At 43.6% G+C, this 16553-nt stretch carries 9 protein-coding genes; 6 read left to right on the forward strand and 3 right to left on the reverse strand.

Features of this window, described 5'->3' with window-relative positions:
- Positions 1-124 precede the first annotated feature (124 nt).
- The 6 genes from ACT7WV_RS08060 to ACT7WV_RS08085 all read left to right on the forward strand — a co-directional run bounded on the left by ACT7WV_RS08060 (position 125) and on the right by ACT7WV_RS08085 (position 6505).
- The gene (locus tag ACT7WV_RS08060) at positions 125-1411 is read left to right on the forward strand and encodes a pentapeptide repeat-containing protein (RefSeq protein ID WP_445102407.1); all 1287 of its coding nucleotides are present in this window, start codon (positions 125-127) and stop codon (positions 1409-1411) included.
- An 84-nt stretch (positions 1412-1495) separates the two neighbouring features.
- Complete coding sequence (locus ACT7WV_RS08065) at positions 1496-2443, forward strand: glycosyltransferase family 2 protein (RefSeq protein ID WP_445102408.1); 948 nt, start codon at positions 1496-1498, stop codon at positions 2441-2443.
- A gap of 869 nt (positions 2444-3312) precedes the next feature.
- Positions 3313-4998: an HlyD family efflux transporter periplasmic adaptor subunit gene (locus tag ACT7WV_RS08070; protein ID WP_445102409.1), complete on the forward strand. Its 1686-nt coding sequence runs from the start codon at positions 3313-3315 to the stop codon at positions 4996-4998.
- Between the two features lie 51 nt (positions 4999-5049).
- Positions 5050-5256 (forward strand): HetP family heterocyst commitment protein, encoded by a 207-nt coding sequence (locus tag ACT7WV_RS08075; protein WP_445102410.1) that lies wholly within the window; start codon positions 5050-5052, stop codon positions 5254-5256.
- Between the two features lie 334 nt (positions 5257-5590).
- On the forward strand, positions 5591-5821 hold the full coding sequence (locus ACT7WV_RS08080; RefSeq protein ID WP_445102411.1) for a hypothetical protein: 231 nt from the start codon (positions 5591-5593) through the stop codon (positions 5819-5821).
- Positions 5822-6229: 408 nt separating this feature from the next.
- Complete coding sequence (locus ACT7WV_RS08085; protein WP_445102412.1) at positions 6230-6505, forward strand: hypothetical protein; 276 nt, start codon at positions 6230-6232, stop codon at positions 6503-6505.
- A 429-nt stretch (positions 6506-6934) separates the two neighbouring features.
- On the opposite strand, the gene ACT7WV_RS08090 is transcribed toward ACT7WV_RS08085, so the two are convergent.
- The 3 genes from ACT7WV_RS08090 to ACT7WV_RS08100 all read right to left on the reverse strand — a co-directional run bounded on the left by ACT7WV_RS08090 (position 6935) and on the right by ACT7WV_RS08100 (position 15921).
- Positions 6935-7171 carry a hypothetical protein gene (locus ACT7WV_RS08090; RefSeq protein ID WP_445102413.1) on the reverse strand — a complete coding sequence of 79 codons (237 nt, stop codon included), beginning with the start codon at positions 7169-7171 and terminating at the stop codon, positions 6935-6937.
- Between the two features lie 156 nt (positions 7172-7327).
- On the reverse strand, positions 7328-8659 hold the full coding sequence (mltA, locus tag ACT7WV_RS08095) for a murein transglycosylase A (RefSeq protein ID WP_445102414.1): 1332 nt from the start codon (positions 8657-8659) through the stop codon (positions 7328-7330).
- Positions 8660-8913: 254 nt separating this feature from the next.
- Entirely contained in the window at positions 8914-15921 is a 7008-nt protein-coding gene (locus ACT7WV_RS08100) for a CHAT domain-containing protein (protein ID WP_445102415.1), read from the reverse strand.
- Between the last annotated feature and the right edge of the window lie 632 nt (positions 15922-16553).

Consider the following 16553-nt stretch of genomic DNA (forward strand, 5'->3'; position numbering starts at 1 on the left):
GACATCTTGAGTTGGGGAAATGTTGTATGACTTTCAGACTGTCTAAGAACTGCTTAGCTAAAATCTTCTAAGTATAGGTAAGGATAGGTATCCTAACCCATTTGCCTACTTCACCTGGAAAAAGATGACCAACAAGCCTGAACCAACCCAGTCTAGTACACCGCCAGAAAGTCTCAATGGTGCTAACAACCAGCACTCGCTTAATAGTCAGTCTCCACAGTCAGTGGCGGAAAATACGGCAGAACACCACTTATCTGCCCTACCTACATCGGATTTTCCCAAGATCAGCGTTAATGACGCGCTAATCACTAACAGACTACCAGTTGCCCCCGCGATCCTGACCACGCTTGCCATTATGGCAGTAGGATTAGCAATTGATAATTTCTGGATTGGGGTTTTGGGGGCATTAGCAGCACTGTTGGTATCTTTGCCGATAATTTGGCCCCCACTGCAAAAATGGCTTAATAATTTTTTGCCCTCGCAACACCGGGAGCAATTATTCGCTTTTATCGGAGCACTGGTAGCAACTGCTGGTTTGTTGAAATACTTTGGTGTTTACAAAAACCTAGGCGATTGGTTAAACCAGGCTAAATGGGATGAGTTTGGATCCTGGGCAGAATGGGTGGGTGCTCTAGGGCAAATTATGATTGCTGTCTTGGCTGTTTATATTGCTTGGCGACAGTATGTAATTTCTAAAGACTTGACCATTCAGCAAAACTTGATCACCCAACAGCAAACTATTGATGCTTACTTTCAGGGTGTTTCTGACTTGGCTTTAGACGATCAGGGTTTGTTAGAAGATTGGCCTCAGGAGAGGGCTTTTTCTGAAGGGCGTACTGCGGCGATTCTTAGCAGTGTGGATCCCATTGGTAAAGCCAAGGTGTTGCGGTTTTTATCCCAGTCTCATTTACTAACGCCCCTGAAACGCGATCGCCATTTAGGACGCCCCATGTTAGATGGAGAAGGGGGTTACCAAGAAGACCGCTTGATGGGAGTGCGTGTAATTGACTTACATTTTATGCTGGCTGGGGCAGATCTCGGTGGTACTGATCTGCGTTGGGCAGAACTGAGCGAGGCGAATATGGTAAAAGCTAATCTCAGACGCTGTAACTTGGGGAAAACCAATTTATCTCGAACTATTTTATACGAAGCCAACCTAGCCGGTGCTGACTTGAGGGAAGCCCGCTTTTTTTATGGATCACTGGAAACTGCCACTCCCCGCAGCCGCACTAAACCCCCCAACTACGAAACTGGTGCTCAAACTGGTGCTGTGGTAGAAAACGCTAATTTTACTGGCGTACAGCGGATGGATGAAGAACAACATCGCTATTGCTGTTACTGGTGTGGTGAGAAATCGAGAAGAACCATTCCCGGTGGTTGTAAGGATATTCCCAACAAGTTAGGCCGATAATGGGTCAGGGATTAGGGGATGGTTACTACCCAACTTCAGGAAAAATAAAAACAACACCTCAAGAAGACTAATGAAAAATAACCGATGAACCCGAAGTATTCTCTGGTGATTCCTGTGTATAACGAGGAAACTAATATCCCGGAACTGTATCGGCGTTTAAAGGCGGTGATCGACAAGTTAGGGGAAGCAGAATTAATTTTAGTCAATGATGGTAGCCGCGATCGCTCTTTGTGGCTGCTGCGAGAACTCCATCAGCAAGACTCGCGGGTTTGCTATCTTAGTCTCTCCCGTAACTTCGGCCATCAGATTGCTGTTACCGCTGGTCTCAATTTTGTGCGCGGTCAAGCAATTATTGTTCTTGATGCCGACTTACAAGACCCACCAGAGTTAATCCCTAAGTTAGTAGAAAAATGGCAACAGGGGTATCAACTTGTTTATGCTCAGCGCACCAGACGCCATCGGGAAAGCTGGCTAAAACGCTTGCCTGCTTACATATTTTATCGTCTGCTGCGGCAACTGGCGGATGTGGAGATTCCTCTGGATACAGGTGACTTTTGTTTGATGGATCGACGGGTAGTCGATATCCTCAATCGGATGCCAGAACGTAACCGCTATATTCGGGGACTGCGTTCTTGGGTAGGATGGCGACAAACTTCTATTCTCTATGAGCGCGACCCTCGTTTTGCTGGTGAAGTAAAGTACACCTTGGGTAAATCCCTGGCTTTGGCGGCAAATGGTCTAGTTTCTTTCTCCAGGGTGCCCTTGCGCATTTCCACTTATGTTGGCCTATTGGCTGCTGCGGTAGCGGTGTTGATGGCGGTGTTGGTTCTCTATTGGCGTCTGTTTGCCCCCAGTTCGCCTTTAACTGGCTTTGCCACGATTCTGATTGCCATCTTTTTTCTCGGTGCTGTGCAGCTAGTGAGTATTGGTATTCTGGGCGAGTATGTGGGGCGGATTTATGAAGAAATTAAGGGTAGACCCCTATATGTGTTGTCGGAGGTTGGGGGGTTTACTGAGATTAAAAGCCAATGAAGCTGAAGCTAAGTTTACTTGGGCTAGTACTGAAACTCTGTATCGTTTGTGAAATTAGCGTGAAAATTAGGGGGTTAACCTCGACTTTTTGGGCTTCTTATTAAAGATTTGATGAAGATTGAGTCAACTAGCGAGATTGGTACTTGACTTACGATGAGTTAATTTACTAAAACATAATTAATTGGCAATCAAGTCCTCTACTGAGAGTTAAGTATAAGAGCAGCTTAGTGAAATTAACTAGACTGCCTATTCTCAGACCTACGTTTATTTCTAATTCCCCAAAGTCACTTCATACTTGGGATCTTAGCAAGTTTGAATGCTCGTCTCCTGTCTGGCGAACACTAGAAGCTTGCGGGTTCCTTTCAGGCGACTAATCTCCTTAGGTCAGACCTAAACAATCGTTCAGAAAATTTTGTTTGTGTCCAACATTTTCACCAACTTTATTTATTAAGTTTTGTTAAAAAGTAGTTTTTTTTACAAACGATAAATAATAATTGATATTAGCAATCTACTCAAATGATAAATTTATTAAAATTACTGTTTGAAAAAAAGTAAACAACGCTTTTTTAACTAAAAGTCAAGCTGTAGCAATCCCTGACAATCTGTTGCTCAGTCTGGCTAATTTATCTTGGTTCAGTAATGTTTGACTGCAGTTTTTGAGTATCAAGCCGCCTAAGTTGTTTATTGTCGCGGCGGTAAAAAGTTTTTCCCAGAAAAAGACATTAAACTCATCAATTCTTTCGTAAAGAAACCCATAAACGATTGGTATCGTTCGCTGACAAAGTTATCTTCTGGCACAAAATTCAGATGACATCAGACGAGGTGTCTCTATAGCAGTCTGAAGAATTGTTTAATTCTTGGTCAGTATTATGAAACAACAAATAACACCCACTCCTGCAATGGGATACTCAGGCAGAGCCAACTCTTCTAGCTCATCTGATTCTCCTGTTTTAAGATTGGAAGATATTTCTGTAAGTGGCTGCTACGATGCATCCTGCCAAGCTGCCTCTGTTATTTATGGAGGTACAGCCACTGCCCTCCCGCCAGTAGAGCAAATACCCCCTGATTCCCCGACAGACTCAAACCCTGCGCCACCAGCTAAAGTTACCAAAGCACATCACTGGTCAACTTCTGCACAAACTTTGCTTGACCAACCTCCCGCAGCACTACCCCTACAACTAATGCTACTGGGGTTAGTTTTTTGTCTGGGATTTGGGGCTTGGGCAACCTGGGGAGAGATTGACGAGGTGGGTAAGGCTCAAGGAAAGTTAGTGCCACAAGGAGAAGTGTATCAAATTGACCCTATTGAATTGGGTAAGGTGGCCAGCATTTCTATCAAAGAGGGGCAATTGGTCAAAAAAGGGCAAGTATTGATGGAATTGGATACACAACTTGCCGCAGGCGAAGTCGAGCGTCTACAGCAACTGGTGAATGCAGACCAAACTAAAAGAGTTCAACAAAAAGCTTTAATTGAGCGCATTCGTTTAGAAGCTCAAACCCGCAAACAAATTGCCCAGGCAGCAACCAAAGCTCAACAAGCGGCGATTGCTCAGGCAAAAGCCAAGGCAGGTGCCATACAAGAACGGCTGCATCTCCAGCAGATAGCTAAAGCTGCCAGTCAAGACAGACTAGAGGGACTAAAGCCGTTAACGACTCAAGCCAAACAACTACTCCAGCAACAACAGGAGGTGGTACAAGCTTATAAACAACGCATAGAAACCCTCAAACCGCTCTCAGAAAAGGGGGCAATTTCTAAAGAACTGGTGTTTCAAGCTCAACAGAGTCTCCGTGTAAGTCAGAGTGCCATTACCCAAAGCCGACTGCAAGAGAGTACCAATGCCCAAGAGCAAATTTTTCAAGCGCAGCAAAGCCTGCGAGAGTACGACTCAGCGATTGCTCAAAGCCAGGGTGATTGGCAGCAGACTACAGCAGAAATAGACCAACTTCAGGCAGAGTTAACCCAAAAGCAAGCCGCAGAGGAAACAACTGAACTGGAGACGCAACAAAAAATTCAACAACTGGAACTAGAACTGACTCAGCTAGAAGCCAAAATTGCTGAAAATAAAAACCTGCTGGCTAGTGCTCAGGCAAAGCTAAAACAGCGCTTTCTCTATGCACCCGTTGATGGGGTAGTTTCGTCTCTCAATGTCGCCAATGTGGGTGAAGTTGTACAACCGGGACAAAACGTTGCTGAAATCGCTCCAGAAGGTGTGCCCCTGGTTTTATCAGCAAGTTTACCTAACCGCGAGGCTGGCTTCATTAACAAAGGAATGCCTGTGCAGGTCAAATTAGATGCTTACCCTTATCAGGAATACGGCATTGTCTCAGGTAAAGTTACCTCTGTCTCCGCGGATGCTAAAGCTGATGAACAACTAGGCACCGTCTATAAGGTAGAAGTGGCTCTGGATCGGAACTATGTTACCGACGAGGGTCAAACCATCGACTTTAAAGCGGGTCAGACTGCCAGCGCTGATATTATCATCCGCCATCGCCGCATCGTTGATATTTTGCTAGATCCCTTGCAGCAACTGCAACAGAGTGGTCTCAAGCTTTAATACTTCAGATTCCCATTTCAGAGATTGTACATAAGAGAGTGAGTGAGCATTATGACTTACCAAGTTTCGGTTTCCGACAAAAAAACCGACACAGCGATGAATCCTGAACAAATAGATCAGATTTTAGACGCTATTCTTGCTGGACAGTATTCCTGGGCTTGTGTTTTGTTCCTGCGTCACGTTGGTTACAATCCTCTAGACTACATTCCTGCTCGCACCTACAGAAGATTGTCGAGAACAAGAAACCAACGCGAATGAGTTAGTAAATTTTTCCTTAGTTCTATTACTGCCTTGTTTCTTGGTACACACAGGGCAGTTTTTTTTAGTTGCTATTCTTCTTAAGCTAGATTCCCAAGATTACTCTGTATAAAATTGCAAAAAATAGCACATATTTTGTTCGCATTTTGCAAAAGTGTGCTATTTATTTGGTCAACTTTGGGTGACCTAGAACTGCTAATGTTTAATCCTTAATTTGCTACTCATTGTGCCAAGAAAGCGGTCAATTTGACCGCACAAAATTAGGGATCAACTATATATTGATACTAACAGCTCAGAGATGCGCTGGAGACCTAAAAAACTCAGGAGAAAAGCGATGATTATTTCTGATTTGGAACACTTGGAATTAGCTTCTGAATCTAATCAAATTCAAGGCGGTTGGTATCGTAGGAACCGGAATACTGCTTCTGCTTCTGCTTCTGCGGATGCGTTAGCTTTTGGTCGCAACAGCAGCGCTTATAGCTATACTAACACTGATGCCTACACAGATAGTTATGTTGCTGCTGCTAGCTCAGATTCTTACTCATATGCTAGCTCCGGTCATTAATTAAGGGCTATTTAGGAATTAAAAGTTGCTGAGGGTATTATCAAAAACTTATAATCCTTCAGCTCTTTTTGTCAGACTAATCTCTAACCAAGCAACTTAAAAACACCCTTCTTAGAGAGTAGCTCTGATACTACCTTGACTGCCAGAAAAATCGGAATTCTAGTACTTCAAAGACTGCCAAGCAGATAGGTAAAAATTAATCAAAAACTGGTGGGGTGGGTAATGAGCGATAGAGTATTTAGCAGCAAATTTGCCGCTCTTACCTGCCTGCTTTTTTTTATCATTGTGCAACTAGCAAAAAGAAGACATTTAGTCACTAAATTATCTAAACAATCTAAGCAGGAAAAGTGAATAAAATTCTTGCAGATTTTGGCATCTACTAAGTTTTTATTGAAAAGGAGAAATACCATGAGCCAAATAACGATCCGGGACTTAAACTTCTGTGAAGAAGAGTTGCTTGAACTGAGTAAAGTAACAGCGGGATCCCTTTCAGTTTCCAGTGCTAGTGATACTGCTGTTGATTCAAGCGTAGGCGTCAAAGTCAATGTTGATATCAACCATGGTTCTGTTTATCGGCAGGCGAGTTTCAGAACTTCTAGAGGCTACGGTATAGCTACTGCTGGTGCAGTCTCTTTTAATGGTTATACTTCTGCCTCTGCTTCTGCTCACAGTAGGACTTATTAAAGTTACTGTAACTGTTTTCCTAAATCAGCTAAACTCGACTTTGTGAGTTAAAAGCCAAGCTAGATAGGCATAGACCCAAACTCATTGATATCAATGTCTGGTACTTAATGGTAAAGTTAGCTGGATTGAGCTTCTAAGTTCAGCCAGTTTGTTGTTTGTGTTCTTTTTTATTTAGCTAAGCTCGAAGTATCAATAATTCAGCTAACTTTACCAGCCTCAAATAGCTACTAACAGCAACGGGTTTCTGAGTCAATTCAAGAGGGAATTTCTAACCTTAAAAAAATATTGCTATTTTCTAGTCGCTACTAAAGTAAATAAATCAGCAAAAATAGCTTAGTACTCAAGTGATTTGAATCATCATTGCTACACATCTCCTCTGGGTTGGTATCCAATTTTGCCGCCCCAGAGAACTCAACCTATCTAGGGGATTTAATTCTTATTGGAGATAGAGTTATCTGCTTGCTGACTATAGGCTTTGGCAGAAGCTTTGATCCAAATAGATGCCCCGATTACAAAAGGAATTAACAGAAAGCAAGCACCACCGGCGACAGGATGTTCTCTTACTAGCGGTGAGTTAGCCATCAAAGCTATCATTAAACCACAATAAACCAATCCAGCAAGCGGTAGTCCGATCACCAGCAAAGCGAATTTAGTATCGCCGTCCATAGGTAGTTGCCTTAATCAATTAACTCTATCTATAAACTACCTCTTTCTTTCTAGAAACTTGAGCAGACAAAGCTGAAGATTTGGCTAAATTATTCTGAAAAAATAGACTAACTAGCCTGTATCGTAAGTTCAATAGTAGTGAGTCTAGATACAAATTTATTCCTTAAGTAGTAGATAATATAGCTGCCCATGGCTGACAGTTACCCCAGCACGTTCCCCAGCTTCAGGCCCGGTTCCTAGAAAATAATCGACCCGTCCCGGGCCTTTAATGGCACCGCCAGTATCTTGGTCTAGGACATAGCGGCTGATAGTATGTTCTTCCAAGACGCCAGAGGCATTTTTGAAGGGAAGGGGAGCACGAATTAAGGCTAAAGCACCGGGTGGCATCAGAGATTTGTCTGTAGCAATAGAACGGGAAGCTGTTAAGGGAACATTGATGCTACCTGTTGCTTTACCACCTGGATTTTCTCGGAAAAACACAAAGCTGCGATCCCGTGGTACATAGATATTGAGGTCTCCAGGATGTTCATGGAAATACTCAAGAATTAGGGGAAAGGTGATACTTTCTAAAGGCAATTTGCCGTCATCTGCTAGGGATCGCCCTAGGCTGGTATAGGAGTAAGCTGTATTCCCGTCATAGTTTACCGTTGTTTCGGTGCCGTCAGTTAACCGCAGACGAGCCGAACCCTGGATATGAGGTATATATGCCTCTAAGCGATCGCGTAGCCAGAATAATTCTAAACCCCGCAGCTTTCCCTGAGAAGCTTGCAAACCGTCATCCCCTTCTAGCTGTTGGCGGGTGGGGTGGGGTTTTCTCCAGGAGTCTAAATCGGGGGGGCGTCGATAGATGGGATAGCGGTATTCTGGGGTGGGGACACGACTAGCAGCATAAACTGGTTCATAGTAGGCGGTAAATAAAACATCGCCCTTGCCTTCTTTGCCAACTGACTGGTAAAAAACAAACTCCCGTTTAACAGCCGCCTCAAGTTCTGCTGCTGAAGCGGAGGTAACTAGCAGTTGACGGAACCTCACCAGAGAGCGTAAAACCCGCTCGCGGGTAATTCCAGGGACTCGATACCTTTGGTAAGCAGCCGCCGCAGTGGGAGTTTGCAAGTAACGCAGACTTTGATCAATTGCCCTCAATAGCGCTTGTTTGTCTCCAAGCTGACCAAATTCCCCCCACAACTGCTGATCCATTCCCAAATTTTTCGATTGGCAACTTTTTACAGATGCTATCTCCGGTAGAAGTTGTAGAGGTTCTTGAGAGGGTTTCTTTTCCTGGGGAATAGTTTGCTCCGCTTGGAAAAGAGAGGGCGCGAGGTTGAGAAAAAGACACGAAAGTGTGGAGAGTTTTTCTCCAATTCCTGTAGTCACACTTTCCGGGACAATTACTTGCTCCTCATCAGCCAGTGATGGTTTGAGAGTACACAGTACAATCCCAGTTGCTAATCCTAAACTCAAGGGGATAAAAGTCAGTTTTTTTCTCATAGAGAGCTGGAGTTTCTTCCAGATACAGCATATTTCAGGTTTATGAAATATAGTATATCCAAGCAAGCTCAGCGACTTCTTCAAGCAGTCGCTAATCCGTGCAACTCACTAACCTGAAAAGCGCTGTACCTGCAACCTCGATGCTCAGCTTTTGCCATTCAACTTTGGCTGAAATTTTAGACTGATGCTATTAGATAGCAGGGATTAAAGTCAAAAACTGCCCTTCGTCCCCCTCATCTCCCGACAAACTCACCCTACCAAGGATTGCCAATCATTGTAAAAGCACTCCAGTAGTAAGGATGAGAGAAATCTCGCCGACTCAGTTGAGCCAACTCTGGCGGTAAAATAATACTTTCATTGCCAATTAACATCCTGCCCTCCGAGACTTGTACCTCACCCCGCAGCATCGACAACTGTGCTTGTCGCAGGGCTTCCGCTTTAATCGGAGTAGTTCTTAATTGTTGATAAAATTCTGTCATTAAAGCTAGTGTCCCGGCGTCGCTGACGTTCCACAAACTGCCCAGCGCTGACTTCGCCCCAGCTAAAACTGCTAATCCTGCAAAGCCCAATTCTGCCTCTTCATCACCTAATGCAGTACGACAGGCACTGAGTACAACTAACTCTAATGGTGGGTCATTCCAACCCAACTGGCGTAGCTGATCAAGTCTTAGTTTGGTGTCCCAAAATTGGATGTAAGAATTACTCAGTTTCCCTGGATTAAATTCACCATGAGTTGCCAAATGAATAATCCCAAAAGGCTGAATTTTTCTGGTTTCTTGGAGATTATTTAAGGTAAAATCTTCGTTAAGAAAAGACCGACCACGCCAGAGCTGATTAGCAATTTCCTTCACTTCTATTGGCGCTGCGGCTAAAGGAGCTTGATCTTTAAATTGCGAAGCTCCCATTGCTAAAACTGAAGCATCTCTGATATCTTTATAACGGGTATCGCTCAAAGAAAGGGTCGGCATTAAACCCACACTGTATCTTTCAATAATAAAGTCTTTACCATCATGGAGTGCTGCTAGAGGTACTGAACGTAAACCACTGTCCAAAATGAACAAGAGATTATTAATCTTTTGGGCTTGTAAATCTGCCTCTAGTGGTGCAACAAGCCATTGATACAGTTGTTCCGAGTGACGCCGATAGGGAAAACCAATACTAGTAAGGTTGCGGCGAAATGAATCTGCTACTTTAAGAATTTGCTCACGGGTTGCTCCTGCTACGTTGTGTCGAATGGCTTCACCGGAGGAGGTAACTAACACTAATTCTAGTTGATCATCGGCTTGAGTAGTTCGTTTTCCTGAAGCCGATGTTGAGCGGGGTAAGCTTTCATTTTTGGGTACAAAAACTCCGTAGATTACGGCAGGTTTGGCACCAGTAGCTTGTTCAATGTCGAGCAACCTATCACGGATTTCTGTTAAGGAAAGAATTGGCTGTTTAGTAATACCTAAATGGTTTTCAAAAGTATCACTGTAGCTTTGTTCAACGGCTGCTACAATGGAGTCTAACTTGACTGGCGGTAATTGAGCCAAAAGTGGTTGATCAGGTTGTTCTGGTATTTGTTCTAGATCAATAGGATTAATCGGCGGAATTGGTGGTTCCGGTTCCAAGGGTTTAATCGGTTCCGGCACACTAATAATCTGAATATTGCCCTGTTCTACGGTAAAGGGAAAAGATTGGACAGGAGTAATGGTAAAATCATTAGTAGCGATTGCTGCCTCGGTGCCATTGAGAGTTGCATCACCGACATCGAAGGGAATTTCTCCATTACCTCCATGGCGGATTGTGATGCTTCCCCCACCTTGACCACCAGCAGTTGAAATACTAGCTACTCTGCCCTTTTGGTCAGTAAAAGTACCTGTAGCCCGGAAAAATTGACCCGCAGTGATATCCACAGTACCACCACTGCCATTACTACCACCCTGGGCATTAATTGAGGTTACTTGAATATCACCGATGGGGTCTAGGGTGACATTACCGCCATCACCACTACTGCCACTAGTATCAATGACGCCAGTAGTGATCGCTTGTTGAGCGTCAATTAGTAAGTTACCACCCCTAGCACCGGAGGTGTTAAGGTCACCTGCACTAACAGCACCATTGCGACTAGTTAAACTAATATTTCTGCCAGGATTAATTATACTACCCGTGGTAATATCTTGATTAGCTTCTAGGGTCAGTGTGGCATCGTCTGCCCCCAAGATCGTACCAGCTACGGTGTTAATTGAACCATTACCGACAGGCGCTTGTATCGTAACTGGGTCATTAAAAGTTAGATCACCAGCTATGGTAATCTCACCACTGCCGTCAGTGCTACCAATGGTGATGGAATTAAAGCCATTTTGCAGCAAACTGAGCTCAGTGGCAGTTAAATCTAACAGGCTATTGCTGCTATCTGTAGCACCAAGTTGAATGTCTTGTGTTGCTGTTAAAGGTTGCAGCGTCAAATTACCTGCACCGGAGACATTACCAGAAAAGTCAATTTCGTCTCCAATTAGAGTTAGATTACCACCTGCCCCCTCAAGATTACCACTCAGGCTAGCCCCTTGGCTGAATTGAACAGCATCATCTAAATTGCCACCTTTGAGGTTTTGTATGCTGCTAAAGTTGGTGGTATCGTTGAGAGTTCCAGCATTAGCGGCAGTCAGATTCCAATTATTCAGGGTGTCTTCGCTGACAAGAGTGTTATTACCTTCCGCACCATCAATATTAGCAACACTACCACTATTAATTAGGTTAAAAGTGTCCTCCAAACTGCCGCCTACGAGGTTAGAAAAGGCAGTGAAATTAACTCCATTGATACTACCACTATTGCTGCCAGTGATATTCCAAATATTAGCTGTATTAGAGCCAATTAAAGTGCTAGGTGCGTTGCTAGTGCCAATAATTTGTTCAATATCTACCGCTTCTAGCGTCTCTAAATTTACTGTCAAAGGAGTAGTCAAGGCAGAATAATCTAAGGTGTCTGTACCGCTATTGCCTGCAATTGCCCCACTGATAGCACCACCATCACTAAAAGCAAATGTATCGTCTGAGTTGCCACCTGTAAGCTTCTCAATATTATTAAAAGTTAAACCGTTGAGATTACCTTGATTATTACCTGTAATATTCCAAGTAGTATTTTGGTTTGGTCCAACCAGAGTTGACCCACCAGCAATATTTACTGGATTGTTGAAAGTAGTATCATTATTGAGGGTAATAGTACCAGTACTATCTGGATTGCCAAGATTAATTTGGGAAAACCCAGCGGCCAATTTATTCAATTCATCGGTATCCAAATTCAAGCTAGCGTCATTAGTAGTACCACCGAGGGTAATATCCAAATTGGGATCCAGTGGCTGTAACTCAAGGATGCCATTGCCTCTAATTTCTGCTTGATTGCCAGTAAGAGTAATTTCATCAGCAGTAAGGCTAATATCTCCCACCCCATTGGCTGCGACTACACCACCATCGCCAAAGAAAATACCATCACTATTATTATTTTCTCCCTCACTATTACCCACCAAGGAAATGTTTCCCGTACCCGTAGTTTCCACTAAACCATCACCATCCCTACCCAGCCAAATGCCGTAGTGGTTATTGCCACTTCCCCTACCAGTACCATTGAGGGAAATATTGCCATCGGTGGCTGTAACCCTAGAATTGGCATCTAGAATAACTATGCCCTGATTGCCATCTGATCCTTGTTCACCTAATCCGCCAATCCCCGTTAAGCTAATATTTCCTGTTCCAGTCGCCTCGACTGTGCCGCCACCGATTACGGAAATACCTTCATTGCCAAAGCCGCCGTTGGTGGTAGCTTCAGCAGTACCAAGCAGATTAATTGATCCGGAACCCGTCGATTGCACCAAACCGCCGCCGGAAATAAAAATGCCGTGGTTAACATCTCCAGTACTTGCCGCACTCGTACCTACTAGGTTGATATTGCCGTTTTCTGCACTTACTAGAGAACCTAAACCATCAACTCGTATACCCTGATTACTAGAAGTACCAACACCACTGGTGCCAGTGAGAGTAATTGTTCCAGTGCCGTTAGTTTGTACTGTAGCACCGCCTTGCAAATTAATACCGATACCTGATGTATCGCCGTCTCTACCTGTACCCGTGAGGTTAATATTGCCCCCTGCGGCATTAATTTGACCACCATTAACCTCTATACCAGATGCAGAAGTAAGACTACCTTTGCCACTGCCTGTAATATTGCCACCGTTGGTATTAATAACAGCATCAGTAATAATCAGAGAACCTTCACCACTATTATCGGCATCACCAGTGAGGGTCAAATCACCTTGATTAGTTGTAATATTGGCATTAATTGCTAAATCGTTGCCAGCTTCTAAGGTTAAGGGGTTGCCATTAGTTTGAATTGCCCCATTAACGCCAAGATTTTGCGATCGCAAAGTTATTGCACTATTAAAAGTAACATCACCTGTAACACTAAGCGCACCATTACCATCAGTTCTGCCAATGCTGAGTGAGTTAAAGCCAGGTTGTAGAAAACCTAAGTCTGTAGCTGTTAAATCCAGAGTCGTGAAGTCGCCATCTTCACCCAAATCAATGCCACCAACTGCAACTGCTTGAGTTGTCGTGAATGGCTGAAGGATTAAATCACCAGTACCAGATACATCAGTAGTAAAGTTAATCTCATCACCCGTTAAGCTAAGATTACCAACTACCGTCAGATTGTCATTATAATTTTGGCCAAAGACACCGCTGGTGGTGACATTACCGTTGAGTTGGGTAGTACCACCAAAATTAGTGAACAGACTGGCAGCATTGACTGTGCTACTAAAGGTAGTGATTCCGGTACTATTAGCTGTCAGGTTTCCCAGAATAGCAACAGCATCATTGAAAGTAATATTACCGCCAAGAGCCTCTAGTGAGAGATTACCGTTACCATTAATGGTACTGCCAAAGTCAATATCACCCCCCGTACCACCAATATTAATTAAGACATTATTGGCAAGATTAACCGGGCCATTAAGGCTAACATTATTGGTCTTAGTATTAATATTTTCTGTGGTAATATTGTTGGTGGCAGTGAGGCTAATTAGACCGCCAGTAAGGTCATTGGGGTCAGTATTACCTGCACTAAGATTACCTGTGGTTACATCAGCGCCACTAAGACTGATAGTATTATTTTTATTATTAATATTCCCCGTAGTAACACTACCAGTTGCTTCCAGGATAATTTCACCACCAGGAGCATCAATAGCACTGAAACTACTCAGACCATTGTCGTTGATGCCTTCGGTAATAATTGTACTAGCATTGAGTAATCTAATATCTCCACCTTGGTCATCAGGGCTATTACTACGGTTGGCATAACTATCAATAGTACCTGTGGTAATGCTACCACCATTGGCATCCATGATCACATCACCGCCGGAGTCAAAATCAAAAGTCTGCGACTGGATATTATTAGTAATAATTGAACCGCCAACACCAGTGAGACTAAGATTAATATTACCGCCACTCCCCCCATTGACCCAAGTTTCAAGATCTCCAGTATTGATACTATTTTGAGCAGTTATCGCGACATCACCGGCAATTGCGGTTATCCCAATTCGCTGTAATCCTGTATTAATATTGCCAACAGTAACACTCTCTCCGGTAATAGTAAGTGCTCTTGTTGGTGCAATAATTGCATCCCCTTGATTCATCGTAAAAGCACCCACCCCATCAGCATTAGCATCAGCAGTAAAGGTAATAGAACCTGTACCTTGGAGAAAGGTTAAAGCGTTATCAGCTAAATCATTAATGGTGATATTATCCGTTGCTTCTAAGACAACATTGGCATTACCACCTAACGCTTCGAGGGTAGCTTCAGAAATAGTAAAAGTTGCCCCAGGACTATCTCCGGCGAGAATTTGACCATCTCCCGTCACTTCGCCATCATCGGCTGCTCCCGTACCACTGACAATCGTGATATTCTGGGGATCGAGCAATAAATTACCAGTATTGCCGCTAGTTGCACTTAAATCGGCTGTACCACGAAAAATCAGGTCTTGTTTCCCTGATACTTCCACAAAACCGCCATTACCAGAATTGAGTCCACCATGGGCGCTGATATTGCCAGAGAACTCTGTAACATCATCTGCCCAGAGAATCACCCTACCCCCATCGCCATCAGTAATGGCATCGGCTTTGATTACTGAATCGCCGCTAACGAACGTCTGGGAGGCATTGGGCACCGTTCCTTGTCCTTGGTAATCTCCGCCGAGGCGCACATTGCCCCCACCATTACTGCCAGAAGCGTCAATTGTCGCACCAACTAAACCTACTTTGTCGCCTAAAATGCTTACTTGACCTCCAGTGGAACCGGCTAAGGTTGTGGAAGCATTAAGAGTACCAGCAGCAATTGCCGTTCCCGCCTGGGTGGGTATGGTTGCACCGGAAGTTTTCAGTTGCACCGTACCATCTGGATTAGTCACCAATCCTGTGGTTAAACCTTGCTGAGTGCCAGTCGTCAAGAGAGTCGGTAAATCCAGGGAATTAATCGCCAATAGTTGCCCCTGAGTGTCCCTGGGCGGTGCAATCTCCAAACTCAGTAAGTGTCCCGGCTGACTGAGGCGCACCAGATTCTCTCCAGGAACAGCCGCAATCGTGACGTTGCCTGCTGCTGCCGTCATTTGCCCAGTATTGATGACATTGCCACCGAGTAAGGTTAGACTTTGTCCTGCCAACACCTCCAGATTACCTGCATTGATAATGCTGCCGGGATTAGTAAAATCAAAAGCAAACTGAGAGGGTGTGCCAATTAAGTTTTGATAATCATTAGAGCCAATGGCATTGAACCAATTATTATTGTCAAAGCCAATACCTGTCGCCGTAGTTGTTGTAAAGTCAGCAGGCAGGTTAAGCTGAGCATTAGGGCCAAAAAGAATACCAGAAGGATTGATTAAAAATAAATTAGAGTTACCCCCTGTAATTTGAACTAAACCATTAATCAGCGAGGGGTTACCGCCAACTACTCGCCCCAGAATATTACGAATTTCAGGATTAGAGAGGAAGTTGACAATTTGTCCTGAATCTAGTCCAAATTGCTCGAAACTATGGAAAAGATTTGCTCCGTCTTGAGAGAGAGAACCCCCTTGAATATCAAAACGATTGCCCTGGGGATTAACAACTGTACCAGTGCCATCGGTAGCAGGTGTAATTGATTGTGCCTGCGCTGGTTTGAGGGCAAGATTTGTAGTTAAGGGAAGGGCAGTTAATAAGACACTGGCTATTTTAAAGGCGCTGGTGAGGGGAGGAGACATAGACAGTGAGAAAAACCTTGATTCAGGCTTAATTATCCCAAAATTAGCTAAATTTTGGCATTGAAGAATCCTGAAGATTGTTTTTGGTAAATCAATGATTTGCTCTTCCCAAGTGTGGTGCAATACTTTTTTCCAGTAGTAATTAAGCATAGTTAATGGCAAGTTTCCTTGATAAAATTAACTTTGGTATTGCACAAATGATTGGGAAATATATCTATTTATCCTTGTTCCCTATTTAATTTATTTCCTGATTTCGCAAGATCATAACCTTTCCCTCCCCCGACTTGTTACCAACAAATTACATTTATTTTGGTAACTTCCTAGGAGACGATTGCTATCCTAACTCAAGGGCAAGAAGGTAAGTGAGAATTGGCAAGAAATATTTATACTAAGAGTAATCTCAGCCTGGTTTGCAGCTTTAGTAATTGAGCGATCGCACTTTTCATTAATTAATCTGTTTTACTAGAGAGGTCTGTGATAGAAGCAATTGCGGCTTTGTGCAACTTGCTGGTTGGTATATTACCCAATTAAACATTAATTAATAAGCAAGCCCAAAAACTCTCTCGAAAATAATTTTCAAAGCAACTTCAAGCTATCTTTATGGCAGCTTTTTAAATCAATAATCTGAGGGA

This window comes from Symploca atlantica LB2515 (assembly GCF_052546295.1).